Here is a 24983-nt window from a genome sequence, read left to right as displayed (position 1 = left end):
CGATAAGCTGCTGGCCATTCAGGGCCCCATTTTACGGCCCGGCCGCTTCCGATGCCCGCATTGATTCGCATCCGTACCATTCTGCTGCTGTCCGCAATCGCCGCCGTGACTGCACCGGCCGCGGCCAAGGCGCCGAGTCCCGCCCAGGACGTGATGACGCCGGTGCTGGCCGGCGAGTTCGCCCTGCAGGCCGGGCAACTGGCCGACGCCTCGCGCTGGTACCTGCAGGCCGCCAACGACAGTCCCGGCGACGCCGGCCTGGCCGAACGCGCCACCCGCATCGCCATGCTCGCCAACGACAGCGCCGCTGCCACCCAGGCCCTGGCGCTGTGGCGGCAGCGCGCGCCCGAGTCGCTGGCCATGCGCAGCGCCGAGGCCTCGCTCGCCCTGCGCAGCGGCAACCTGCGCCAGGCGCGCAGCCTGCTGGTGGCCCTGCTGCGCGACAAGGACCCGCGCGGCTGGCGTTTCGCGCTGATCGCCCTGGTCAGCGGCAACCGCGATCCGGAGGTGGCGGCCAAGGCCCTGGATCAGTTGCTCGACGCCAATGCCATCCCCGACCAGCTCGAGGCCTGGCAGGAGTTCGGGCGCCTGGCGCTGCGCCTGGACCAGCCCAAGCTGGCCGAGCGCATCGTCGACCAACTGGTCAAGCGCTTCCCGCAGGAGCCGCGGGTGGCGCTGCTGCATGCCACGCAGCTGCAGCAGGCAGGCAAGACCGAGCAGGCGCGTGCGCTGCTGCAGGGCGTGGAGCCCAAGGTGGAGGGCGACCCGGAACTGCGCACCGCGCTGGCCTATGCCTACGACGCCATCGGCGACACCGCCGCCGCAGCGCGGGTCCTGGCGCTGGGGCCGCAGACCACCCAGAACTATGGCCTGCGCGCTTCGATGCTGGCCAAGCTGCAGGACAACGCGGCCCTGACCACGCTGTACGACGAACTGCGCAAGGGCGCCGACCGGCCCGATCCGGAGCGGCGCCTGCTGCTCGGCAAGATCGCCGAGTTCCTCAAGCGCAACCAGGAGGCGGTGGACTGGTACCGCGGCGTGCCGGGCGGCCCGCTGCGCAGCGAGGCGCGGCTGCGCGCCGCCGGCGCGTTGTACGCGCTCGGCCAGAAGGACGCGGCCTTTGCCGAGGCGCGCGCGCTGCAGGACGACGCCGAGGCCGACGATGCCGCGCGCCGCGACGCCTATGTGCTGGAGGCGGAACTGCGCCAGCGCAGTGGCGACGACGCCGGCGAACTGCAGGTGTTCGAGCGTGGCCTGGCCGCGTACCCGGACGACAACGCGCTGCTGTACGCGCGCGGGCTGTCGTGGGAACGCCGTGATCGCATCGATCGCGCCGAGGCCGACCTGCGCAAGATCCTGGTCACCGAGCCGGAGAACGTGGCCGCGCTGAACGCGCTCGGCTACACCCTGGCCGACCGCACCAAGCGCTATCGCGAGGCGCTGCAGCTCATCGACCGCGCGCGCACCGCCGATCCCGACAATGCCGCGATCATCGACAGCTATGGCTGGGTGCTGTACCGGCTTGGCAAGACCCAGGAAGCGCTGGTGCAACTGCGCCGCGCCTGGAGCCTGGTGAAGGATCCGGAGATCGCGGCGCATATCGGCCAGGTGCTGTGGGAGCAGGGCAAGCACGACGAGGCCAACAAGTACTTCGACGAGGCGCGCAAGCTCGATCCGGACAATCGCGCGCTGCGCCGCGCCCTGGAACAGGTGGCACCGTGAGGGCTGGTCTGCGCACCGCCTGGGCGCTGGCCGCCGGGCTGTCGCTGGCCGGTTGCAGCGCGGTGCCGACCCGCACGCCGGCGCCGGCCGTCGCTGCGCCCGATGCCGCTGCGCAACAGGCCGAGGCGGCGCGCGCGCAGTGGCTGCAGGCGCATCCGGACTGGTCGTTCCAGGGCCGGGTGGCGATCACCAAGGGGCGCAACGGCGGCAGCGGTCGCATCGACTGGACCCAGCGTCAGCGGCAGTACGAAGTGCAGCTCAGTGCGCCGGTGACCCGGCAGAGTTGGCGCCTGATCGGCGACAGCCACTCCGAGGCCGGGCGCCTGGAGGGGCTGGAAGGCGGGCCGCGCGACGGCGAGAACGCCGAACAACTGCTGCTGGAGGCGACCGGCTGGGAGATCCCGGTCAACTTGCTGCCGGACTGGGTGCGCGGGCTGGTGGCGACCGACGCGCAGGCGCCGGAGCGGGTCGACTACGACGCGCAGGGCCGGCCGCACACGCTGCGGCAGATGGGCTGGGACATCGAATTCCAGGACTGGTACCCGCCCAGCGACGGCCGTCCGGCGCTGCCGCGGCGCATCGAGGCGCGCAACGGCGACGCCAAGGTGCGGCTGCTGGTCGACGCCTGGAGCGTGCCCGCGCCATGAGCGGGGCCGTCGATGACGGGGGCTGGTCGTCCTGGCCAGCCCCGGCGAAGCTGAACCTGTTCCTGCAAATCACCGGTCGCCGGCCGGACGGCTACCACCAGTTGCAGACCGTGTTCCGCCTGCTGGACTGGGGCGACACGGTGCACCTGCGGCCGCGCGAGGACGGCGTGGTGGCGCGGATCGGGCCCTCCGTCGCCGGCGTCGCCGAGGCCGACGACTTGCTGGTGCGTGCTGCGCGGCTGTTGCAAAAAGCGGCGAACGTCGCGCAAGGTGTCGATATCCGCGTCGAAAAGCGCATTCCGGCAGGCGGCGGCTTCGGCGGCGGCTCGTCCGATGCGGCGACCGCGCTGGTGGCGCTGAACGCGCTGTGGCGCGCCGGGCTGGACGAGGATGCCCTGGCCGAACTCGGCCTGTCGCTGGGCGCGGATGTGCCGGTGTTCGTGCGTGGACGCGACGCCTGGGCCGAGGGCGTGGGCGAGCAACTGACCCCGATCGCCCTGCCCCCAGCCTGGTACGTGCTGGCCGATCCGGGCGTGCACGTGCCCACCGCGGCGCTGTTCCAGTCCCCGGATTTGACGCGGGATGCTGCGCCCGCGAAAATAGCGGACTTCGTTTCAGGTTTCCTGCTCGGTAACGCGTTCGAGCCGGTCCTGCTTCGCCGCGAACCGGCCGTCCAGGCCACGTTCCAGGCGCTTGCGCAGATCGGTACGCCACGCCTGACCGGGTCGGGGAGCGGTTGTTTCGTCGAGTTCGCCGATCGCGCTGCCGCCGTGCGCGCGCTGGCGGACTTGCCGGACGGGATGCGCGCCTGGGTGGCAGGCGGCGTCCCGCGTTCGCCGCTGCTCGACGCGCTGGAGGCTTGACACAGGTTTACGCAGGGGCGTCGCCAAGAGGCCCAAGGCACCAGGTTTTGATCCTGGCATTCGTAGGTTCGAATCCTACCGCCCCTGCCATTATGCGAGTCCCTCGCAAAAGCCCGCACATCCATGTGCGGGGATTCAACAGGTAGAAGCATCGCTCCTCCTGGCTTCCTGATCCACGTCGTTATCGTCGCCACACGCTCTTTGCAGCCACCCGAGAGACCCCTCATGCAAGACCAACGCAACCTGCTGGTGTTCTCCGGCAACGCCAACAAGCCCCTGGCCAAAAGCATCTGCCGCGAGTTGGGCGTGCGCCCCGGCAAGGCGATGGTCTCCAGCTTCTCCGACGGCGAAGTGCAGGTGGAGATCGAGGAGAACGTGCGTCGGCAGGAAGTGTTCGTGATCCAGCCGACCTGCGCGCCCAGTGCAGAGAACCTGATGGAACTGCTGGTGATCATCGACGCGCTCAAGCGCGCCAGCGCCGCCAGCGTCACCGCGGTGGTGCCGTACTTCGGCTATTCGCGGCAGGATCGGCGCATGCGCTCCTCGCGCGTGCCGATCACCGCCAAGGTCGCGGCGAAGATGTTCAGCGCGGTCAACGCCGACCGCGTGCTGACCGTGGACCTGCACGCCGACCAGATCCAGGGCTTCTTCGACATCCCGGTCGACAACGTCTACGCCTCGCCGCTGCTGCTGGCCGACATCTGGCGCGCCTACGGCACCGACAACCTGATCGTGGTGTCGCCGGACGTGGGCGGCGTGGTGCGCGCCCGCGCGGTGGCCAAGCGTCTGGACGATGCCGACCTGGCGATCATCGACAAACGCCGCCCGCGCGCCAACGTGTCCACGGTGATGAACATCATCGGCGACGTCGAAGGCAAGACCTGCGTGCTGGTCGACGACATCGTCGACACCGCCGGCACCCTGTGCGCCGCTGCGGCCGCGCTGAAGGAGCGCGGCGCCCTGAAGGTCGCCGCGTACTGCACGCACGCCGTGCTGTCCGGCCCGGCGGTGAGCAACATCACCAATTCGCAGCTGGACGAACTGGTGGTCACCGACACCATCCCGCTGTCGGAGGCCGCCCGCGCTTGCGGCAAGATCCGCCAGCTCAGCGTCGCCGAACTGCTGGCCGAAACCATCCGCCGCATCGCCTTCGGCGAGTCGGTGAGCTCGTTGTACGTGGATTGATCAAGAGCCGGGATTGGGGATTCGAAATTCGGGATTCGCAACAGCGCCGCTTCGGCCAATCCCCAATCCCGAATCTCCAATCCCGGCTTTCCAACGACTCTTCTGGTCGCGGAAGAGTCCTTCAAACCGCCGCGAGGCGGTTCATTCAACCAAGGTAGTAAACGCAAATGGCAACCACGCATGAAATCAAGGTGCAGCGCCGCGAAGTCGAGGGCAAGGGTGCGAGCCGCCGCCTCCGTCGCGACGGCCTGATCCCGGCGATCGTCTACGGTGGCGATCTGAAGCCGGTCAACATCCAGCTCGACCACAACGAAGTCTGGCTGGCCAGCCAGAACGACTGGTTCTATTCGTCCATCCTCAGCCTGAGCCTGAACGGCGACGTGCAGAAGGTGCTGCTGCGCGATATGCAGCGTCACCCGTTCAAGCAGCTGATCATGCACATCGACTTCCAGCGCGTGAACGACAACGAGGCCCTGCACGCCTCGGTGCCGCTGCACTTCATCAACGAGGACGTGTCCCCGGCCGGCAAGTCGGCCGAAGTGGTCGTCACCCACGAGCTGAACGAAATCCAGGTCGTGTGCCTGCCGAAGGACCTGCCGGAGTTCGTCGAAGTCGACCTGGCCTCGCTGTCGGTCGGCGACGTGATCCACCTGTCCGACCTGAAGCTGCCGGCGGGCGTCGAGCTGCCGGAACTGAAGCTGGGCAAGGAGCACGACGTGGCGGTGGTCATCGCCAAGCACGGCCGTGTCGAGGAGGAGCCGGAAGCCACCGACGCGGCGGCCGCCGCCGAGCCGGCCAAGAAGGACGGCAAGTAATCGCCTGCGCGGCGTCCGGGCCATCGGTCCGGACGCCGCGGCGATGCATTGCGCATGACTGGTCTGCGTCTCATCGTCGGCCTGGGTAACCCCGGCGCCGAACACGCGAACACCCGGCACAACGCCGGGTTTCGTTTTGTCGACGCGTTGGCCGAGCGGGCCGGCGCGCGCTGGAGCGTGGACGCCAAGCTGTTCGGCGAGACCGCCAGGGTCGAGGTCGCGGGGCAGTCGGTGTGGCTGCTGAAGCCGGCCACCTTCATGAACCTCAGCGGCAAGTCGGTGACGGCTGCCTTGCGCTTCTGGAAGATCGAACCGGCGCAGGCGCTGCTGGCGCACGACGAACTGGATCTGGCGCCGGGCACGGCGCGGCTCAAGTTCGACGGCGGCCACGGCGGCCAGAACGGACTGCGCGATACCATCCGCCTGCTCGGGCATGCAGGCTTCCACCGCCTGCGCATCGGCATCGGCCATCCCGGCCACAAGGACAAGGTGGTGCCGTGGGTGCTGGGACGCGCCGGCAAGGACGACCAGGTCCTCATCGATCGCGCCATCGACGACGCCATCGACGTGCTGCCGCTGGCCGTGCAGGGCGACTTCAACGAGGCGATGAAGCGGTTGCATACGAGCAGGGATTCGTGATTGGGGATTGGGGATTCGTGGCCGCGCGGCTGGCGAATCCCCAATCCCGAATCCCAAATCCCGGATCACACACATGGGCATCAAATGCGGCATCGTCGGCCTGCCCAACGTCGGCAAGTCGACCCTGTTCAATGCGCTGACCAAGGCGGGCATCGCCGCGGCCAACTTTCCGTTCTGCACCATCGAGCCCAACGTGGGCGTGGTGCCGGTGCCGGATCCGCGCCTGAACGCGCTGGCGGCGATCATCAATCCGCAGAAGGTCGTGCCGACCGCGGTCGAGTTCGTCGATATCGCCGGCCTGGTCGCCGGTGCGGCCAGCGGTGAGGGCCTGGGCAACAAGTTCCTGGCGCACATCCGCGAGGTCGATGCGATCACCCACGTGGTGCGCTGCTTCGAGCATGGCGACATCATCCACGTGAACAACAAGGTCGACCCGGTCTCCGACATCGAGACCATCGACACCGAGCTGGCCCTGGCCGACCTGGACAGCGTGGAGAAGGCGCTCAATCGCGCCGAGCGTTCGGCCAAGGGCGGCGACAAGGACGCGGCGGCGCGCAAGCCGGTGCTGGCCAAGCTGCAGGCCGCGCTGGCCGAGGGCAAGGCAGGTCGCAACGCCGGGCTGGACGAGGAGGAGAAGGCGCTGGTGCGCGATCTGTTCCTGCTCACCCTCAAGCCGGTGATGTACATCGCCAACGTGCTGGAAGACGGTTTCGAGAACAATCCGCACCTGGACGCGGTGCGCGCGCATGCCGCGGCCGAGGGCGCCGAGGTGGTGCCGGTGTCGGCGGCGATCGAGGAAGAGCTGTCGCAGCTGGACGACGCCGACCGCGACGCGTTCCTGGCCGACCTGGGCCTGAGCGAGCCGGGCCTGAACCGAGTGATTCGCGCCGGCTACACCCTGCTGGGGCTGCAGACCTATTTCACCGCCGGGGTGAAGGAAGTGCGCGCCTGGACGGTCAAGGCCGGGTCGACCGCGCCGCAGGCCGCGGCGGTGATCCACACCGACTTCGAGAAGGGCTTCATCCGCGCCGAAACCATCGCCTACGACGACTTCATCAAGTACAAGGGCGAGGCCGGCGCCAAGGAAGCCGGGCGCCTGCGCCTGGAGGGCAAGGAGTACCGTGTGCAGGAAGGCGATATCTTGCATTTCCGCTTCAACGTCTGATGCGTGCGCGTGTCCTGGCCGGGCGCGCGCGAGCTACGACGATTTCCTGCGACATCGCGTCAAAATACTGTTGACAAGGCGAGGATGTCAGGGAAGAATAGCGGGCTGTTTCACCCCTCTCTGATTTCGGCTTCGCAGCCGGGTTCGAGTGGGTAAGTTGGAGGGATACCCAAGCGGCCAACGGGGGCAGACTGTAAATCTGCTGGCTTACGCCTTCGGTGGTTCGAATCCACCTCCCTCCACCAGTTATTTTGTTGTGGCAGTGCGGCATCCCGTAGCGGGAGTAGTTCAACGGTAGAACCTCAGCCTTCCAAGCTGATGGTGCGGGTTCGATTCCCGTCTCCCGCTCCATTGAACGCGCTTGTGTCACAATAGAACAACGCTCACGTAGCTCAGTCGGTAGAGCACCTCCTTGGTAAGGAGGAGGTCGAAGGTTCGATTCCTTTCGTGAGCACCATATTCAGTCGTCAAATCTTTCTACGATCACCGAGAAGAAGCAGCCATGGCCAAGGGTAAGTTCGAGCGCACCAAGCCGCACGTCAACGTCGGCACCATCGGTCACGTCGACCACGGCAAGACCACGCTGACCGCGGCGCTGACCAAGATCGGCGCAGAGCGCTTCGGCGGCGAGTTCAAGGCGTACGACGCGATCGACGCGGCGCCGGAAGAGAAGGCGCGCGGCATCACGATCTCGACCGCCCACGTGGAATACGAATCCCCGACGCGCCACTACGCGCACGTGGATTGCCCGGGTCACGCGGACTACGTCAAGAACATGATCACCGGTGCGGCGCAGATGGACGGCGCGATCCTGGTGTGCTCGGCCGCTGACGGCCCGATGCCGCAGACCCGCGAGCACATCCTGCTGTCGCGCCAGGTCGGCGTGCCGCACATCGTGGTGTTCCTGAATAAGGCTGACATGGTCGACGACGCCGAGCTGCTCGAGCTGGTCGAGATGGAAGTGCGCGAGCTGCTGAGCAAGTACGACTTCCCGGGCGACGACACCCCGATCATCCACGGTTCGGCCCGTCTGGCGCTGGAAGGCGACCAGAGCGAGATCGGCGTGCCGGCGATCCTGAAGCTGGTGGACGCGCTGGATTCGTTCATCCCGGAGCCGCAGCGCGACGTGGACAAGCCGTTCCTGATGCCGGTGGAAGACGTGTTCTCGATCTCGGGCCGCGGCACCGTGGTGACCGGCCGTATCGAGCGCGGCATCATCAAGGTGGGCGACGAAATCGAAATCGTCGGCATCCGTGCGACGCAGAAGACCACCGTGACCGGCGTGGAAATGTTCCGCAAGCTGCTGGACCAGGGCCAGGCGGGCGACAATGCGGGCCTGCTGCTGCGCGGCACCAAGCGTGACGACGTGGAGCGCGGCCAGGTGCTGTGCAAGCCGGGTTCGATCAAGCCGCACACCGAGTTCGAAGCCGAGGTGTACGTGCTGTCGAAGGACGAGGGCGGCCGTCACACCCCGTTCTTCAAGGGCTACCGTCCGCAGTTCTACTTCCGCACCACCGACATCACCGGTGCGGTGCAGCTGCCGGAAGGCGTGGAAATGGTGATGCCGGGCGACAACGTCAAGATGGTGGTGACGCTGATCAACCCGGTGGCGATGGACGAAGGTCTGCGCTTCGCGATCCGCGAAGGCGGCCGTACCGTCGGCGCCGGCGTGGTGGCCAAGATCATCAAGTAATGCCCTCTGGCGGCTGCGGCCGCCAGGCTCGACGGCAGGACGGCGGCCTCGGTCGCCGGAATCCGACGAGGTGCAGGCGGCTCCGGCCGCCGGGTTCAGCGAAGGGCGGGCCGGAACCTTCGGTCCGCCTTCGCCGTCTCAGGGAAGTGCAGTCGTTCTTACTACACGCCAGTAGCTCAATTGGCAGAGCAGCGGTCTCCAAAACCGCAGGTTGGGGGTTCGAGTCCCTCCTGGCGTGCCAATCTGCCGCTCCCTATCCAGTGACCTCGGTCGCATAGCAGCAAGAGTCGGATGAACAGCAAGATCGAGCATTCCAAAGGCCCCGCCGCATCTTCCGGCGGCGATATCGTCAAGTACGTCATCGCTGCGCTGCTGGTGGTTGCCGGCCTGTTTGTCTGGTTCTGGTTCGGCGAGCCGAGTCGCGCGACGCAGCTGGGTAGCTGGTCCGGGCCGCTGCGTGCGCTGGCGGTGGTGATCGGCCTGGTGGCCGGTGCCGCGGTGTTCCTGCTGACGGCCAAGGGTCGTGAAGGCCGCGAGTTCCTGTCCGAGTCCCGTTTCGAACTGCGCAAGGTGGTGTGGCCGACCCGTCAGGAAGCCATTCGCACCACCTGGGTGGTGATCGTGGTGGTGATCATTCTGAGTCTGCTGCTGGGCGGGTTCGATTTCCTGATCCAGAAGCTGATGCAGTGGTTCGTGAGTCGTTGAGGAGAGTGCAGCAGTGAAGCGTTGGTATGTCGTTCACGCCTATTCAGGCTTCGAGAAGTCCGTGGCGCAAGCGCTGCGCGACCGTATTGCGCGTGACGAGATGCAGGAGCGCTTCGGCGACGTGCTGGTCCCCACCGAGGAAGTGATCGAGATGCGCTCCGGCCAGAAGCGCCGTTCCGAGCGCAAGTTCTTCCCCGGCTACGTGCTGGTCCAGATCGAGACCCACGACGAAGGCGGCATTCCGCGCATCGACAACGAAAGCTGGCACCTGGTCAAGGAAACGCCGAAGGTGATGGGCTTCATCGGCGGTACCGCCGATCGTCCGCTGCCGATCCGCGACGAAGAGGCTGATGCGATCCTGCAGCGCGTTCAGGATGGCGTGGAGAAGCCGCGTCCGAAGGTGCTGTTCGAGCCGGGCCAGATGGTCCGCGTTACCGACGGTCCGTTCAACGACTTCAACGGCGTGGTCGAGGAAGTCAATTACGAGAAGAGCCGCCTGCGCGTGGCAGTGCTGATCTTCGGCCGCTCCACCCCGGTGGAGCTGGAATTCGGCCAGGTCGAGAAGGCCTGAGCCCGCGCCGGCGCGGCTGCGCCGGGCGCCAAAATCTCTGCTATACTGCGCGGCTCCCTGTCCAGGCAAGCCGCCGGGCAGAACGGAAGCCGCCGCGAGGCGGCTTTCTGCGCACTTCAAAAACGTGATGGCGGGACACGTGATTTTCCCGTCGCGATGGGGAGCCTGCGGTTTAGGCGCTAGCACCCGGAGACACTAAAATGGCAAAGAAAGTCGTCGGTTACATCAAGCTGCAGGTGAAGGCCGGTCAGGCCAACCCCTCGCCGCCGGTCGGTCCTGCGCTGGGTCAGCGCGGTCTGAACATCATGGAATTCTGCAAGGCGTTCAACGCCGCCACGCAGAAGCTGGAGCCGGGCCTGCCGACTCCGGTCATCATCACGGCCTACTCGGACCGTACCTTCACCTTCGTCACCAAGAGCACCCCGGCCAGCGTGCTGCTGAAGAAGGCCGCGGGCGTCAGCTCCGGCTCCAAGCGCCCGAACACCGAGAAGGTGGGCAAGGTGACCCGCAAGCAGCTCGAAGAGATCGCCAAGGCGAAGGAAGCCGACCTGACGGCGGCGGAGCTGGAAGCGGCGGTACGCACGATTGCGGGTTCTGCCCGCAGCATGGGCCTGACGGTGGAGGGTTAAGCAATGGCACAGACCAAGCGACAGAAAGCGATCCGTGCTGCCGTGCAGCCGGGCAAGGCGTATTCGATCGACGAAGCGCTGAAGATCGTCAAGACCACCAGCAAGGCCAAGTTCGTCGAAGCCGTCGACGTGGCCGTGCGTCTGGGCGTGGATGCCAAGAAGTCCGACCAGCAGGTGCGCGGTTCCACCGTGCTGCCGGCCGGTACCGGCAAGAGCGTGCGCGTGGCCGTGTTCGCCCCCGCTGGCGCCAAGGCTGACGAGGCGCTGGCCGCCGGTGCCGACGCCGTCGGCATGGACGACCTGGCCGAGAAGATGCAGGGCGGCGACCTGAACTACGACGTGGTCATCGCCACCCCGGACGCGATGCGCGTCGTCGGCAAGTTGGGCACCCTGCTGGGCCCGCGCGGCCTGATGCCGAACCCCAAGGTCGGCACCGTGTCCGCCAACCCGGCCGAAGCGGTGAAGAACGCCAAGTCGGGTCAGGTGCGCTACCGCACCGACAAGGCCGGCATCATCCACTGCACCATCGGCAAGGCCAGCTTCGAAGACGAAGCGCTGAAGAACAACCTGCAGGCGCTGCTGCTGGACCTGGTCAAGGCCAAGCCGGCGACCTCGAAGGGCACCTACCTGCAGAAGATCTCGGTGAGCTCGACCATGGGTCCGGGCGTCACCATCGATCAGGCCTCGCTGTCCCTGAAGTAATCGCAACACGGCGCCGCCCGTCAGGTGCGGCGCCGGTTTCACCCTTTTGAAGGCGTCGCCCGGGGCAACCCGACGCGAAGCCGTCAAAGACCGCAGGCGCGGTCTGCGCATACCGACGACGGGCACGGAAGCTCGACACGGCAAGGAGTCGCCGTCGGTACAGCGGGATCGCTTAATCAGCCCCTCGGGGCCAGCCGGCGTAGATGGTGCCGCCTTTCTGGAGTTTTTCTGGTGCAGGCCAGCCCGGTGTTCCGGGCGCGCTCACTCCAGGTCTGGAACGGCCACCAACTGGGATGCCATGCGGCATCCCCGGCATCCAGGAAGGAGGCCGCCCAGGACCGCAAGCGGCAGGAGCCGCGAGCGGAGTAAGTTTGAAGCAGGGATTCGGGATTCGGGATTGGGGATTGGCAAGAGCGGCGGTATCGCTCCCGACACATCCCAGGTCGCGCATTTCAACTCCCGGCTTTAACGGAGGAGTGCAATGGCTCTCAATCTGTCCCAGAAGCAAGAAGTCGTCGCCGAACTGGCCGACGTCGCCGCGAAGGCCCACTCCTTGGTTGCTGCCGAGTACGCCGGCATCACGGTCTCGCAAATGACCGCGATGCGCAAGAAGGCGCGCGAAACCGGTGTGTACTTGCGTGTTGTCAAGAACACCCTGGCTGCGCGTGCCGTTGCCGGTACCGAATACGAGTGCGTCCAGGACGCGCTGGTCGGTCCGCTGCTGTATGCGTTCTCGACGGAAGAACCCGGCGCTGCCGGTCGTCTGATCAAGGAATTCGCCAAGGGTAACGACAAGCTGCAGGCCAAGGTCGTGTCGCTGGGTGGTCAGCTGTATCCGGCCGCTCATCTCGAGGTGTTGGCGTCGCTGCCGACCCGCGAGCAGGCGCTGGCCATGCTGGCACGCGTGCTGGCCGAGCCCGCGAGCATGTTCGCCCGTGCGGTCAAGGCCGTGGGCGACAAGCAGGGTGGCGGCGACGCCGCGCCTGCCGACGCCGAAGCGGAAGCCCCGGCCGAAACGGCTTAAGTTCGCGACACCTGAAACGGTTCACTAGAACCTCATCCAGAAAAAATTCCAAAGGTAATCACAATGTCCCTGTCTAACGAGCAGATCGTCGACGCAATCGCCGAAAAGACCCTCATGGAAGTGATGGAGCTGGTCAAGGCCATCGAAGACAAGTTCGGCGTCTCCGCCGCCGCCCCGGTCGCCGCTGCCGGCCCGGCCGTGGCCGCTGCCCCGGTCGAAGAGCAGACCGAGTTCAACGTCATCCTGATCGACGCCGGCGCCAAGAAGGTCGACGTCATCAAGGCCGTCCGCGCCATCACCGGCCTGGGCCTGAAGGAAGCCAAGGACCTCACCGAGGCCGGCGGCGTCCTGAAGGAAGCCGTGTCGAAGGAAGACGCCGACAAGTTCAAGAAGGACCTGGAAGCCGCTGGCGCGAAGGTCGAAGTCAAGTAAGCAGTCCCTTGCATCGCCAGCCGTTCAAGGCGATGCACTGAAGGCTGGGGGCGAAAGCCCCCGGCCTTTGGCCGTTTCAGGCGGGAACCGGGAATCGGGAATGGAGAATCGGAACAGCCACGCTACGTGCGCTCCACGATTCCCCTTTCTCCAGTCCCCATTCCCCGCTTCACCACCGAGTTGGTAGTTGGAAGTAGCGGGAGAAGGCGTGCTGGTGCCGGCAATACCAGCGACTTCCAACTGACAATTTATGTTCACTCAGGGCCGCGGACGCGTGGCCCGCATCAGCCAAGGTGATACCTCATGACGTCTTATTCGTTCACCGAAAAGAAGCGTATCCGCAAGGACTTCGGCAAGCAGCGCTCGATCCTCGAAGTGCCGTTCCTGCTCGCCATCCAGGTGGATTCCTACCGCGAATTCCTGCAGGAGAACACCGACCCGAACAAGCGTTCGGACCACGGCCTGCACGCGGCCCTGAAATCGGTGTTCCCGATCTCCAGCTACAGCGGCAACGCGGCGCTGGAGTACGTCGGCTACAAGCTCGGCGAACCGGTGTTCGACGAGCGTGAATGCCGCCAGCGCGGCATGAGCTACGGCGCGCCGCTGCGCGTGACCGTGCGCTTGGTGATCTACGACCGCGAGTCCTCGACCAAGGCGATCAAGTACGTCAAGGAGCAGGAGGTCTACCTCGGCGAAATCCCGCTGATGACCGACAACGGCACCTTCATCGTCAACGGCACCGAGCGCGTCATCGTCTCGCAGCTGCACCGCTCGCCGGGCGTGTTCTTCGATCACGACCGCGGCAAGACCCACAGCTCGGGCAAGCTGCTGTACAGCGCCCGCATCATTCCGTACCGCGGCTCCTGGCTGGACTTCGAGTTCGACCCGAAGGACGCGCTGTTCACCCGTATCGACCGCCGCCGCAAGCTGCCGGTGTCGATCCTGCTGCGCGCGCTCGGCTACTCGAACGAGGAGATGTTGTCCGAGTTCTTCGAGATCAACACCTTCCACATCGACCCGAAGGAAGGCGTGCAGCTGGAGCTGGTGCCCGAGCGCCTGCGCGGCGAAACCCTGAACTTCGACCTGGCCGATGGCGACAAGGTCATCGTCGAAGCCGGCAAGCGCATCACCGCGCGCCACGTCAAGCAGCTCGAGGCCTCCGGCATCGCCGCGCTGGCCGTGCCCGACGAGTACCTGGTCGGCCGCATCCTGTCGCACGACGTGGTCGATGCCTCGACCGGCGAACTGCTGGCCAGCGCCAACGACGAGATCAGCGAAGATCAGCTGACCGCGTTCCGCAAGGCCGGCGTCGACGCCGTGGGCACGCTGTGGGTCAACGACCTGGATCGCGGTCCGTACCTGTCCAACACCCTGCGCATCGATCCGACCAAGACCCAGCTCGAGGCGCTGGTCGAGATCTACCGCATGATGCGTCCGGGCGAGCCGCCGACCAAGGACGCCGCGCAGAACCTGTTCCACAACCTGTTCTTCACCTTCGAGCGCTACGACCTGTCCACGGTCGGCCGCATGAAGTTCAACCGCCGCGTCGGCCGCAAGGAAGTCACCGGCGAGTCGGTGCTGTACGACAAGAAGTACTTCGGCGAGCGCAACGACGAGGAGTCCAAGCGCCTGGTCGCCGAGCACGGCGACAGCTCCGACATCCTGGACGTGATCAAGGTCCTGACCGAGATCCGCAACGGCCGTGGCGTGGTCGACGACATCGACCACCTGGGCAACCGTCGCGTGCGTTCGGTCGGCGAAATGGCCGAGAACGTGTTCCGCGTGGGCCTGGTCCGCGTCGAGCGCGCGGTCAAGGAGCGCCTGTCGATGGCCGAGTCCGAAGGCCTGACCCCGCAGGAACTGATCAACGCCAAGCCGGTGGCTGCCGCGATCAAGGAGTTCTTCGGCTCCTCGCAGCTGTCGCAGTTCATGGACCAGAACAACCCGCTGTCGGAAGTGACGCACAAGCGTCGCGTCTCCGCGCTGGGCCCGGGCGGTCTGACCCGCGAGCGCGCCGGCTTCGAAGTGCGCGACGTGCATCCGACCCACTACGGCCGCGTCTGCACCATCGAAACCCCGGAAGGCCCGAACATCGGCCTGATCAACTCGCTGGCGGTGTACGCCCGCACCAACCAGTACGGCTTCCTCGAGACGCCGTACCGTAAGGTCGTGGACGGCCAGATCACCGACGAGGTCGAATACCTGTCGGCGATCGAGGAGAACGAGTACGTCATCGCGCAGGCCAACGCGCTGCACGACGCCAAGAGCCGCCTGACCGAGCAGTTCGTGCCGTGCCGCTACCAGGGCGAGTCGCTGCTGAAGCCGCCGGCGGAAGTGCACTTCATGGACGTGTCGCCGATGCAGACCGTGTCGATCGCGGCCGCGCTGGTGCCGTTCCTGGAGCACGACGACGCCAACCGCGCGCTGATGGGTGCGAACATGCAGCGCCAGGCCGTGCCGACGCTGCGCGCGCAGAAGCCGCTGGTCGGCACCGGCATCGAGCGCGCGGTGGCGCGCGACTCGGGCGTGACCGTGAACGCGCGCCGTGGCGGCGTGATCGAGCAGATCGACGCCGGCCGCATCGTGGTCAAGGTCAACGAGGCCGAGATCGGCGGCGGTACCGACGCGGGCGTCGACATCTACAACCTGATCAAGTACACCCGCTCCAACCAGAACACCTGCATCAACCAGCGTCCGCTGGTGAACGTGGGCGATGTGATCGCGCGCGGCGACGTGCTGGCCGACGGTCCCTCGACCGACATCGGCGAGCTGGCCCTGGGCCAGAACATGCTGATCGCGTTCATGCCGTGGAACGGCTACAACTTCGAAGACTCCATCCTGCTCTCCGAGCGCGTGGTGGAAGAGGATCGCTACACCACGATCCACATCGAAGAGCTGACCTGCGTGGCGCGCGACACCAAGCTGGGGCCGGAGGAAATCTCCGCCGACATCCCCAACGTGTCCGAGCAGGCGCTGAACCGTCTGGACGAGAGCGGCGTGGTGTACATCGGTGCCGAAGTGCGCGCCGGCGACATCATGGTCGGCAAGGTCACGCCGAAGGGCGAGAGCCAGCTGACCCCGGAAGAGAAGCTGCTGCGCGCGATCTTCGGCGAGAAGGCCTCGGACGTGAAGGACAGCTCGCTGCGCGTGCCGCCGGGCATGGACGGCACCGTCATCGACGTGCAGGTGTTCACCCGCGACGGCATCGAGAAGGACAAGCGCGCCCGCCAGATCGAGGAAAACGAGATCAAGCGGGTCAAGAAGGACTTCGACGACCAGTTCCGCATCCTGGAAAGCGCGATCTATGCGCGTCTGCGTGGCCAGCTGATCGGCAAGGTCGCCAACGGCGGTCCGAACCTGAAGAAGGGCGACACCATCAGCGACGCCTACCTGGACGGCCTGAAGAAGTCCGACTGGTTCGCGCTGCGCATGAAGGACGAGGACGCCTCCGAGGCGATCGAGCGCGCGCAGAAGCAGATCCAGGCGCACGAGAAGGAGTTCGAGCGTCGCTTCGCCGACAAGCGCGGCAAGATCACCGCCGGCGACGATCTCGCCCCGGGCGTGCTGAAGATGGTCAAGGTGTTCCTGGCGGTGAAGCGCCGCATCCAGCCCGGCGACAAGATGGCCGGTCGCCACGGCAACAAGGGTGTCGTGTCGATGATCCAGCCGATCGAGGACATGCCGTACATGGCCAACGGCGAGACCGTGGACATCGTGCTGAACCCGCTGGGCGTGCCGTCGCGTATGAACATCGGTCAGGTGCTGGAAGTGCACCTGGGCTGGGCCGCCAAGGGCCTGGGTCGCAAGATCCAGAACATGCTCGAGGCCCAGGCCAAGGTTGCCGACCTGCGCAAGTTCCTGGCGCAGATCTACAACCACGATCAGAAGCTGGGCGAGGACCGTGTGGATCTGGACCAGTTCAGCGACGCGGAACTGCTGGCGTTGTCGAAGAACCTGACCGACGGCGTGCCGATGGCCACCCCGGTGTTCGACGGTGCGACCGAAGCCGAGATCAAGCACATGCTCGAACTCGCCGACCTGCCGATCAGCGGCCAGACCCAGCTGTACGACGGCCGCACCGGCGAGGCGTTCGATCGCCACACCACGGTGGGCTACATGCACATGCTGAAGCTGAACCACCTGGTCGACGACAAGATGCACGCGCGCTCCACCGGCCCGTACTCGCTGGTCACCCAGCAGCCGCTGGGCGGCAAGGCGCAGTTCGGCGGCCAGCGCTTCGGCGAAATGGAAGTCTGGGCGCTGGAAGCCTACGGCGCGGCCTACACCCTGCAGGAAATGCTGACGGTGAAGTCCGACGACGTGCAGGGCCGCAACCAGATGTACAAGAACATCGTCGACGGCGAGCACGAGATGGTCGCCGGCATGCCGGAGTCCTTCAACGTGCTGGTGAAGGAAATCCGCTCGCTGGCGATCAACATGGAACTGGAAGACTGAGGGCAGGGAATGAGGAGTCGGGACTAGGAAACCGCCCGGGCGTTTGCCCACAGGCCGCCGGCGTTTCCTGTCCCGCCTCTCCGCTTCCAACGATTCCCTATTCGCTATTCCCGATTCCCGGAGAAATCAAATGAAAGACCTGCTCAACCTCTTCAACCAGCAGCGCCAGACGCTGGACTTCGACGCGATCAAGATCGCGCTGGCCTCGCCGGACCTGATCCGTTCGTGGTCCTTCGGCGAAGTGAAGAAGCCGGAAACCATCAACTACCGCACCTTCAAGCCCGAGCGCGACGGCCTGTTCTGCGCCGCCATCTTCGGCCCGATCAAGGATTACGAGTGCCTGTGCGGCAAGTACAAGCGCATGAAGCACCGCGGCGTGGTCTGCGAGAAGTGCGGCACCGAAGTGACCCTGGCCAAGGTGCGCCGCGAGCGCATGGGCCACATCGATCTGGCCTCGCCGGTCGCGCACATCTGGTTCCTGAAGTCGCTGCCCTCGCGCATCGGCCTGATGCTGGACATGACCCTGCGCGACATCGAGCGCGTGCTGTACTTCGAAGCCTACGTGGTGACCGAGCCCGGCCTGACCGCCCTGGAGCGCCGCCAGCTGCTGACCGAAGAGCAGTACCTGACCGCGCGCCAGGAGCACGGCGACGACTTCGACGCCGCCATGGGCGCCGAAGCCGTGTACGAACTGCTGCGCACCATCGACCTGCAGTCGGAAATGACCCGCCTGCGCGAAGAAATCGCCAGCACCGGTTCGGAAACCAAGCTCAAGCGTCTGACCAAGCGCATCAAGCTGATCGAGGCCTTCATCGAGTCCGGCAACCGTCCGGAGTGGATGGTGATGACCGTGCTGCCGGTGCTGCCGCCGGATCTGCGTCCGCTGGTGCCGCTGGACGGCGGCCGCTTCGCGACCTCCGATCTGAACGACCTGTACCGCCGCGTCATCAACCGCAACAACCGCCTGCGCCGCCTGCTCGAGCTGAACGCGCCGGACATCATCGTGCGCAACGAAAAGCGCATGCTGCAGGAATCGGTCGATGCGCTGCTGGACAACGGCCGCCGCGGCCGTGCCATCACCGGCACCAACAAGCGCCCGCTGAAGTCGCTGGCCGACATGATCAAGGGCAAGCAGGGCAGGTTCCGCCAGAACCTGCTCGGCAAGCGCGTGGACTACTCCGGCCGTTCGGTGATCGTGGTCGGCCCGACCCTGCGCCTGCACGAGTGCGGCCTGCCGAAGAAGATGGCGCTGGAGCTGTTCAAGCCGTTCGTGTTCGCCAAGCTGCAGCGTCGCGGCCTGGCCACCACCATCAAGGCCGCCAAGAAGCTGGTCGAGCGCGAAGAAGCCGAGGTCTGGGACATCCTGGAAGAGGTGATCCGCGAGCACCCGGTGCTGCTGAACCGTGCGCCGACCCTGCACCGTCTGGGCATCCAGGCGTTCGAGCCGGTGCTGATCGAAGGCAAGGCGATCCAGCTGCACCCGCTGGTCTGCACCGCGTTCAACGCCGACTTCGACGGTGACCAGATGGCCGTGCACGTGCCGCTGTCGCTGGAAGCGCAGCTGGAAGCGCGCGCGCTGATGATGTCCACCAACAACATCCTGTCGCCGGCCAACGGCGAGCCGATCATCGTGCCGTCGCAGGACGTGGTGCTGGGTCTGTACTACATGACCCGCGCGCTGGAGAACAAGAAGGGCGAGGGCATGGTCTTCGCCAACATCGCCGAAGTGAAGCGCGCCTACGACAACCGTGCGGTCGAACTGCACGCCAAGGTCAAGGTCCGCATCACCGAGACGGTGATCGACGAGGACGGCAACCGCACCAAGAAGGCCTCGATCGTGGACACCACGATCGGGCGCGCGCTGCTGGCCGAAATCCTGCCGGAAGGCCTGCCGTTCGCGCTGGCCAACACCGAGCTGACCAAGAAGAACATCAGCCGCCTGATCAACTCCAGCTACCGTCAGCTGGGTCTGAAGGACAGCGTCGTGTTCGCCGACAAGCTGATGTACACCGGCTTCGCCTACGCCACCCGCGCCGGCGTGTCGATCGGCATCGACGACATGCTGATCCCGTCGGAGAAGAAGGGCATCCTCGGCGAAGCCGAGCAGGAAGTGCTGGAGATCCAGGAGCAGTACCAGTCCGGTCTGGTCACCGCCGGCGAGCGCTACAACAAGGTCGTGGACATCTGGTCGCGCACCAACGAGCGCATCGCCAAGGCGATGATGGACACCATCGGCACCGAGAAGGTGGTCAACGCCAAGGGCGAGACCATCGACCAGAAGTCGATGAACTCGCTGTACATCATGGCCGACTCCGGCGCGCGTGGTTCGCAGGCGCAGATCCGTCAGCTGGCCGGCATGCGCGGTCTGATGGCCCGCCCGGACGGTTCGATCATCGAGACGCCGATCAAGGCGAACTTCCGCGAAGGCCTGAACGTGCAGGAGTACTTCAACTCCACCCACGGTGCCCGTAAGGGTCTGGCCGATACCGCGCTGAAGACCGCCAACTCCGGTTACCTGACCCGCCGCTTGGTCGACGTGGCGCAGGACGTGGTGATCACCGAGCCCGATTGCGGCACCACCGACGGCCTGACCATGACCCCGATCGTGGAAGGCGGCGACGTGGTCGAGCCGCTGCGCGACCGCGTGCTCGGCCGCGTGGTGGCCGAGGACGTGTTCCTGCCGGGCAACGACGAGGATCCGATCGTCACCCGCAACACCCTGCTCGACGAGCAGTGGGTGGCCAAGCTGGAAGAGGCCGGCGTGCAGTCGGTCAAGGTCCGCTCGACCATCACCTGCGAATCGGCGTTCGGCGTGTGCGCGCGCTGCTACGGCCGCGACCTGGCCCGTGGCCACCTGGTCAACATCGGCGAAGCGGTCGGCGTCATCGCCGCGCAGTCGATCGGCGAGCCGGGTACCCAGCTGACCATGCGTACCTTCCACATCGGCGGCGCGGCCTCGCGTGCGGCGGCGGTGGACAACATCACGGTCAAGACCACCGGTTCGATCAAGTTCAACAACCTCAAGTCGGTCGAGCACGCCAACGGCTCGCTGGTGGCGGTGTCGCGTTCGGGTGAACTGTCGGTGCTCGACGGCCACGGCCGCGAGCGGGAGCGCTACAAGCTGCCGTACGGCGCCACCATCACCGCCAAGGACGGTGATGCGGTCAAGGCCGGCCAGTCGGTGGCGAACTGGGATCCGCACAACCACCCGATCGTGTCGGAAGTGGCCGGTTTCATCCGCTTCATCGACTTCATCGACGGCGTCACCGTCATCGAGAAGACCGACGAACTGACCGGCCTGGCCTCGCGCGAGATCACCGATCCGAAGCGTCGCGGCACCCAGGCCAAGGACCTGCGCCCGATCGTGCGCATCGTCGACGCCAAGGGCAACGACCTGACCATCCCGGGCACCGATCTGCCGGCGCAGTACCTGCTGCCGCCGCGCTCGATCGTCAACCTGCAGGACGGCGCGCCGGTCGGCGTGGGCGACGTGGTCGCCAAGATCCCGCAGGAAGCGTCCAAGACCCGCGACATCACCGGTGGTCTGCCGCGCGTGGCCGACCTGTTCGAAGCGCGCAAGCCGAAGGATCCGGCGATCCTGGCCGAGCGTTCGGGCATCATCAGCTTCGGCAAGGACACCAAGGGCAAGCAGCGCCTGATCATCAAGGACACCGACGGGTCGGAGCACGAAGAGCTGATCCCGAAGTACCGCCAGATCATCGTGTTCGAAGGCGAGCACGTGGCCAAGGGTGAAACCGTGGTGGACGGCGAGCCGAGCCCGCAGGACATCCTGCGTCTGCTGGGCGTCGAGCCGCTGGCCGCCTACCTGGTCAAGGAAATCCAGGACGTGTACCGCCTGCAGGGCGTGAAGATCAACGACAAGCACATCGAGGTCATCACCCGGCAGATGCTGCGCAAGGTCGAGATCACCGACCAGGGCAACAGCAAGTTCCTCAACGGCGAGCAGGCCGAGCGCCAGCGCGTCATCGAGGAGAACGCCCGCCTGGCGACCCGCAACGAGCTGCCGGCCAAGTACGAGCCGGTGCTGCTGGGCATCACCAAGGCCTCGCTGGCGACCGAGTCGTTCATCTCGGCCGCGTCGTTCCAGGAGACCACCCGCGTCCTCACCGAGGCGGCGGTCCGCGGCACCAGCGATACGCTGCGCGGCCTGAAGGAAAACGTGATCGTGGGTCGCCTGATCCCGGCCGGTACCGGCCTGGCGTACCACAACACGCGCCGCCGCAATGCCAGCGGCCTGACCGAGTCGGAGATGCAGACCCTGTCCGGCGGCAGCGCCGAGCCGGCGGTCGAGACCTCCGCCCCGGCGGCTGCCGGCAGCGAAGAGTAAGCAACACGCCGGACCGGTCCCGCCCGCGGGACCGGTCTACCACGCGAAAGGGGGCGCAGCGGAAGCGCCCCGTATTCCGGCCCCGGATGGGCCAGCAAGTAAAAATTCCGTTGTGTTGACGGCGCTTTGACTTGCCCGCTATACTTTCCTGTCTCGGCAGGCCGTCCTTCGGCCTGCCTTCGTTTTCACGCATCCAGGCCTGACGGCCTCAATCAGAAGAATCCACTGATGGCGACGATCAACCAGCTGGTCCGCAAGCCGCGGCAGGCGACCACCTACAAGAGCGCCTCTCCGGCGCTGGACAAGTGCCCGCAGCGCCGTGGCGTCTGCACGCGCGTGTACACCACCACCCCGAAGAAGCCGAACTCGGCCCTGCGCAAGGTCGCCAAGGTGCGCCTGACCAACCAGGAAGAGGTCATCAGCTACATCGGCGGCGAAGGCCACAACCTGCAGGAGCACTCCGTGGTCCTGATCCGCGGCGGCCGCGTCAAGGATCTGCCGGGCGTGCGCTACCACACCGTGCGCGGTTCGCTCGACGCCGCCGGCGTCGCCAAGCGTCGCCAGGGTCGTTCCAAGTACGGCGCCAAGCGCCCGAAGAGCTAAGGGAAAGTACACATGTCTCGTAAAGGTAATACGCCGCAGCGCGCCGTTCTCCCGGATCCCAAGCACGGGAGCGAAACCATCGCCCGCTTCATCAATATGGTGATGCTGAGCGGCAAGAAGTCGGTCGCCGAAAAGATCGTGTACGGCGCGATGGACGTGATCGGCGAGAAGAACCCCAACGCCATCGAGCTGGTGCAGAAGGCGCTGGACAACGTCGCTCCGGCGGTCGAAGTCAAGTCCCGCCGCGTCGGCGGTGCCACCTACCAGGTGCCGGTCGAGGTGCGTTCCTCCCGTCGCATGGCGCTGGCGATGCGCTGGCTGATCGACTCGGCGCGCAAGCGCGGCGAGAACTCGATGCCGCGCAAGCTCGCGGCCGAGCTGGTCGACGCCTCGGAAAACCGTGGCGGCGCCATCAAGAAGCGCGAAGAGACTCACCGCATGGCGGAAGCGAACAAGGCGTTCGCGCACTACCGCTGGTGACCTTCCGGGCCTTGGAAACGGGGCCCGCTGGCACCATCTGAGTGCCGCTAGCCGCGCCGTTGCGCGTGGCACAAATCCGAAGGCCGCCGCAAGGCGGCGTTCGGCCATCCGAAATCCAAGAAATTTGAGAGGCTCCCTGTGGCCCGTACCACTCCCATCGAGCGTTACCGCAACTTCGGCATCATGGCTCACATCGATGCCGGCAAGACCACCACCTCCGAACGCATCCTGTTCTACACCGGCGTCAGCCACAAGATCGGCGAGGTGCATGACGGTGCCGCGACGATGGACTGGATGGAGCAGGAGCAGGAGCGTGGCATCACGATCACCTCCGCGGCCACCACCGCGTTCTGGACCGGCATGGACAAGTCCATGCCGCAGCACCGCTTCAACATCATCGACACCCCCGGGCACGTGGACTTCACCATCGAAGTCGAGCGCTCGCTGCGCGTGCTCGACGGCGCGGTGTTCGTGCTGTGCGCGGTCGGCGGCGTGCAGCCGCAGTCCGAGACCGTGTGGCGTCAGGCCAACAAGTACGCGGTGCCGCGTCTGGCGTTCGTCAACAAGATGGACCGCACCGGCGCCAACTTCGACAAGGTCGTCGAGCAGCTGAAGGCCCGCCTGGGTGCCTACCCGGTGCCGATGCAGGTGCCGATCGGCGCCGAAGACGGTTTCGAGGGCGTGGTCGACCTGGTCAAGATGAAGGCGATCCACTGGGATACCGCCTCGCAGGGCACCGTGTTCGAATACCGTGACATCCCCGCGCACCTGGTCGACAAGGCCACCGAGGCGCGCGCGTTCATGGTCGAGGCCGCGGCCGAAGCCAACGAAGACCTGATGGACAAGTACCTCAACGAGGGCGACCTGTCCGAGGCCGAGATCCTGGGCGGTTTGCGCGAGCGCACCCTGAAGGTGGAAGTGGTGCCGGTGTACTGCGGTACCGCGTTCAAGAACAAGGGCGTGCAGGCCATGCTCGACGGCGTGATCCAGCTGCTGCCGTCGCCCAGCGACCGTCCGCCGGTCAAGGGCATCGACGAGGACGAGAAGGAAGACAGCCGTCCGGCCACCGACAACGCCCCGTTCTCGGCGCTGGCGTTCAAGATCATGACCGACCCGTTCGTCGGCTCGCTGACCTTCTTCCGCGTCTACTCGGGCACGCTGAACTCCGGCGACCAGGTGTACAACCCGGTCAAGTCGAAGAAGGAGCGCGTGGGCCGCATCCTGCAGATGCACTCCAACAACCGCGAAGAGATCAAGGAAGTGCGCGCGGGCGACATCGCCGCGGCGGTGGGCCTGAAGGACGTCACCACCGGCGACACGCTGTGCGCGCAGGACCACATCATCACCCTGGAGCGCATGGTGTTCCCGGAGCCGGTGATCTCGATGGCGGTCGAGCCGAAGACCAAGTCCGACCAGGAAAAGATGGGCATCGCGCTGAGCCGTCTGGCGCAGGAAGATCCCTCGTTCCGCGTCAACACCGACGAAGAGTCCGGCCAGACCATCATCCGCGGCATGGGCGAGCTGCACCTGGAAATCATCGTCGACCGCATGAAGCGCGAGTTCAACGTCGAAGCCAACGTCGGCAAGCCGCAGGTGGCCTACCGCGAGACCATCCGCAAGGCGGTCAAGCAGGAAGGCAAGTTCGTGCGTCAGTCCGGCGGTAAGGGCCAGTACGGCCACGTCGTGCTCGAGATCGAGCCGCAGGAACGCGGCCAGGGCTACACCTTCGAGAACGCGATCGTCGGCGGCGTGGTGCCGAAGGAATACATCCCGGCGGTGGACAAGGGCATCCAGGAAGCGGTGGCCAACGGCGTGATGGCCGGCTACCCGATCGTGGACGTCAAGGTGCGCCTGATCGACGGTTCGTACCACGACGTCGACTCGTCGGAAATGGCGTTCAAGATCGCCGGCTCGATGGGCTTCAAGGAAGGCTTCAACAAGGCCAACCCGGTGCTGCTGGAGCCGATCATGAAGGTCGAGATCGTCACCCCGGAGGATTACCTGGGCGACGTGATGGGCGACGTGAGCCGTCGTCGCGGCATCCTGCAGGGCCAGGACGACAGCCCGTCGGGCAAGGTGATCAACGCGATGGTGCCGCTGGGCGAAATGTTCGGCTACGCCACCACGCTGCGCTCGATGTCGCAGGGTCGCGCCACCTTCTCGATGGAGTTCGACCACTACGCCGAAGCGCCGGCCAACATCGCCGACTCGGTCATCAAGAAGAACTGAGATTAGAGCGACGGGATGCGTGCCGCGGACTCCGTCCGCGCCGCATCCCGCTCGCTCGTTCCCCAATACGAATCAC

The 24983-nt window shown here is 66.1% G+C and carries 19 protein-coding genes and 5 tRNA genes; all 24 read left to right on the top strand.

Going from position 1 to position 24983, the window contains the following annotated elements; all coding sequences use genetic code 11:
• Nucleotides 1-51 precede the first annotated feature (51 nt).
• The gene (locus RAB71_RS17770; RefSeq protein ID WP_010341260.1) at nt 52-1722 is read left to right on the top strand and encodes a tetratricopeptide repeat protein; all 1671 of its coding nucleotides are present in this window, start codon (nt 52-54) and stop codon (nt 1720-1722) included.
• A gap of 62 nt (nt 1723-1784) precedes the next feature.
• Nucleotides 1785-2369 carry a lipoprotein insertase outer membrane protein LolB gene (gene lolB / locus RAB71_RS17765; protein ID WP_236614876.1) on the top strand — a complete coding sequence of 195 codons (585 nt, stop codon included), beginning with the start codon at nt 1785-1787 and terminating at the stop codon, nt 2367-2369.
• Nucleotides 2366-3232, top strand: coding sequence for a 4-(cytidine 5'-diphospho)-2-C-methyl-D-erythritol kinase (gene ispE, locus RAB71_RS17760; protein WP_010341262.1), 867 nt, complete (start codon nt 2366-2368; stop codon nt 3230-3232). Before lolB ends, ispE begins: the two co-directional genes overlap by 4 nt.
• 13 nt (nt 3233-3245) lie before the next feature.
• Nucleotides 3246-3322, top strand: a tRNA-Gln gene (locus RAB71_RS17755).
• Between the two features lie 135 nt (nt 3323-3457).
• Nucleotides 3458-4417 carry a ribose-phosphate diphosphokinase gene (locus RAB71_RS17750; RefSeq protein ID WP_010341263.1) on the top strand — a complete coding sequence of 320 codons (960 nt, stop codon included), beginning with the start codon at nt 3458-3460 and terminating at the stop codon, nt 4415-4417.
• A 167-nt stretch (nt 4418-4584) separates the two neighbouring features.
• Entirely contained in the window at nt 4585-5232 is a 648-nt protein-coding gene (locus RAB71_RS17745; RefSeq protein WP_010341264.1) for a 50S ribosomal protein L25/general stress protein Ctc, read from the top strand.
• Between the two features lie 54 nt (nt 5233-5286).
• The gene (gene pth, locus RAB71_RS17740) at nt 5287-5871 is read left to right on the top strand and encodes an aminoacyl-tRNA hydrolase (RefSeq protein WP_010341265.1); all 585 of its coding nucleotides are present in this window, start codon (nt 5287-5289) and stop codon (nt 5869-5871) included.
• A gap of 73 nt (nt 5872-5944) precedes the next feature.
• Entirely contained in the window at nt 5945-7036 is a 1092-nt protein-coding gene (ychF, locus tag RAB71_RS17735; RefSeq protein ID WP_010341267.1) for a redox-regulated ATPase YchF, read from the top strand.
• Nucleotides 7037-7195: 159 nt separating this feature from the next.
• A tRNA-Tyr gene (locus tag RAB71_RS17730) sits at nt 7196-7281 on the top strand.
• 32 nt (nt 7282-7313) lie between these two features.
• Nucleotides 7314-7387 (top strand) — tRNA-Gly (locus tag RAB71_RS17725).
• Between the two features lie 30 nt (nt 7388-7417).
• A tRNA-Thr gene (locus RAB71_RS17720) sits at nt 7418-7493 on the top strand.
• Nucleotides 7494-7538: 45 nt separating this feature from the next.
• Nucleotides 7539-8729, top strand: a complete 1191-nt coding sequence (gene tuf / locus RAB71_RS17715; RefSeq protein WP_043093035.1) for an elongation factor Tu — start codon at nt 7539-7541, stop codon at nt 8727-8729.
• 165 nt (nt 8730-8894) lie between these two features.
• Nucleotides 8895-8970, top strand: a tRNA-Trp gene (locus RAB71_RS17710).
• A gap of 50 nt (nt 8971-9020) precedes the next feature.
• Nucleotides 9021-9434: a preprotein translocase subunit SecE gene (gene secE, locus RAB71_RS17705; protein ID WP_010341346.1), complete on the top strand. Its 414-nt coding sequence runs from the start codon at nt 9021-9023 to the stop codon at nt 9432-9434.
• A gap of 13 nt (nt 9435-9447) precedes the next feature.
• On the top strand, nt 9448-10005 hold the full coding sequence (gene nusG / locus RAB71_RS17700; RefSeq protein ID WP_010341344.1) for a transcription termination/antitermination protein NusG: 558 nt from the start codon (nt 9448-9450) through the stop codon (nt 10003-10005).
• Between the two features lie 200 nt (nt 10006-10205).
• Nucleotides 10206-10634, top strand: a complete 429-nt coding sequence (gene rplK / locus RAB71_RS17695; RefSeq protein WP_010341342.1) for a 50S ribosomal protein L11 — start codon at nt 10206-10208, stop codon at nt 10632-10634.
• Between the two features lie 3 nt (nt 10635-10637).
• The gene (gene rplA / locus RAB71_RS17690) at nt 10638-11336 is read left to right on the top strand and encodes a 50S ribosomal protein L1 (RefSeq protein ID WP_010341341.1); all 699 of its coding nucleotides are present in this window, start codon (nt 10638-10640) and stop codon (nt 11334-11336) included.
• Nucleotides 11337-11817: 481 nt separating this feature from the next.
• Nucleotides 11818-12360: a 50S ribosomal protein L10 gene (rplJ, locus tag RAB71_RS17685; RefSeq protein WP_010341340.1), complete on the top strand. Its 543-nt coding sequence runs from the start codon at nt 11818-11820 to the stop codon at nt 12358-12360.
• Nucleotides 12361-12423: 63 nt separating this feature from the next.
• Entirely contained in the window at nt 12424-12792 is a 369-nt protein-coding gene (gene rplL / locus RAB71_RS17680; protein WP_010341338.1) for a 50S ribosomal protein L7/L12, read from the top strand.
• A 303-nt stretch (nt 12793-13095) separates the two neighbouring features.
• Complete coding sequence (rpoB, locus tag RAB71_RS17675) at nt 13096-17247, top strand: DNA-directed RNA polymerase subunit beta (RefSeq protein ID WP_010341337.1); 4152 nt, start codon at nt 13096-13098, stop codon at nt 17245-17247.
• 130 nt (nt 17248-17377) lie between these two features.
• Nucleotides 17378-21595: a DNA-directed RNA polymerase subunit beta' gene (gene rpoC / locus RAB71_RS17670; RefSeq protein WP_010341336.1), complete on the top strand. Its 4218-nt coding sequence runs from the start codon at nt 17378-17380 to the stop codon at nt 21593-21595.
• A gap of 228 nt (nt 21596-21823) precedes the next feature.
• Nucleotides 21824-22198 (top strand): 30S ribosomal protein S12, encoded by a 375-nt coding sequence (rpsL, locus tag RAB71_RS17665; protein ID WP_003469157.1) that lies wholly within the window; start codon nt 21824-21826, stop codon nt 22196-22198.
• Between the two features lie 12 nt (nt 22199-22210).
• Nucleotides 22211-22678 carry a 30S ribosomal protein S7 gene (gene rpsG / locus RAB71_RS17660; protein WP_010341334.1) on the top strand — a complete coding sequence of 156 codons (468 nt, stop codon included), beginning with the start codon at nt 22211-22213 and terminating at the stop codon, nt 22676-22678.
• Between the two features lie 138 nt (nt 22679-22816).
• The gene (gene fusA / locus RAB71_RS17655) at nt 22817-24907 is read left to right on the top strand and encodes an elongation factor G (protein ID WP_010341333.1); all 2091 of its coding nucleotides are present in this window, start codon (nt 22817-22819) and stop codon (nt 24905-24907) included.
• Nucleotides 24908-24983 lie beyond the last annotated feature (76 nt).

Source organism: Xanthomonas sacchari, assembly GCF_040529065.1.
Lineage (GTDB): Bacteria > Pseudomonadota > Gammaproteobacteria > Xanthomonadales > Xanthomonadaceae > Xanthomonas_A > Xanthomonas_A sacchari.
Note: the sequence above shows the minus strand (reverse complement) of the source record. Positions and strands in the feature narration are given on the sequence as shown.

Excerpts from the sequence above, each read along its gene's own strand:
- RAB71_RS17770 (WP_010341260.1), top strand. The coding sequence starts at position 52 with ATGCCCGCATTGATTCGCATCCGTACCATTCTGCTGCTGTCCGCAATC.
- ispE (WP_010341262.1), top strand. The coding sequence starts at position 2,366 with ATGAGCGGGGCCGTCGATGACGGGGGCTGGTCGTCCTGGCCAGCCCCG.
- RAB71_RS17750 (WP_010341263.1), top strand. The coding sequence starts at position 3,458 with ATGCAAGACCAACGCAACCTGCTGGTGTTCTCCGGCAACGCCAACAAG.
- RAB71_RS17745 (WP_010341264.1), top strand. The coding sequence starts at position 4,585 with ATGGCAACCACGCATGAAATCAAGGTGCAGCGCCGCGAAGTCGAGGGC.
- pth (WP_010341265.1), top strand. The coding sequence starts at position 5,287 with ATGACTGGTCTGCGTCTCATCGTCGGCCTGGGTAACCCCGGCGCCGAA.
- ychF (WP_010341267.1), top strand. The coding sequence starts at position 5,945 with ATGGGCATCAAATGCGGCATCGTCGGCCTGCCCAACGTCGGCAAGTCG.
- tuf (WP_043093035.1), top strand. The coding sequence starts at position 7,539 with ATGGCCAAGGGTAAGTTCGAGCGCACCAAGCCGCACGTCAACGTCGGC.
- secE (WP_010341346.1), top strand. The coding sequence starts at position 9,021 with ATGAACAGCAAGATCGAGCATTCCAAAGGCCCCGCCGCATCTTCCGGC.
- rplK (WP_010341342.1), top strand. The coding sequence starts at position 10,206 with ATGGCAAAGAAAGTCGTCGGTTACATCAAGCTGCAGGTGAAGGCCGGT.
- rplA (WP_010341341.1), top strand. The coding sequence starts at position 10,638 with ATGGCACAGACCAAGCGACAGAAAGCGATCCGTGCTGCCGTGCAGCCG.
- rplJ (WP_010341340.1), top strand. The coding sequence starts at position 11,818 with ATGGCTCTCAATCTGTCCCAGAAGCAAGAAGTCGTCGCCGAACTGGCC.
- rplL (WP_010341338.1), top strand. The coding sequence starts at position 12,424 with ATGTCCCTGTCTAACGAGCAGATCGTCGACGCAATCGCCGAAAAGACC.
- rpoB (WP_010341337.1), top strand. The coding sequence starts at position 13,096 with ATGACGTCTTATTCGTTCACCGAAAAGAAGCGTATCCGCAAGGACTTC.
- rpoC (WP_010341336.1), top strand. The coding sequence starts at position 17,378 with ATGAAAGACCTGCTCAACCTCTTCAACCAGCAGCGCCAGACGCTGGAC.
- rpsL (WP_003469157.1), top strand. The coding sequence starts at position 21,824 with ATGGCGACGATCAACCAGCTGGTCCGCAAGCCGCGGCAGGCGACCACC.
- rpsG (WP_010341334.1), top strand. The coding sequence starts at position 22,211 with ATGTCTCGTAAAGGTAATACGCCGCAGCGCGCCGTTCTCCCGGATCCC.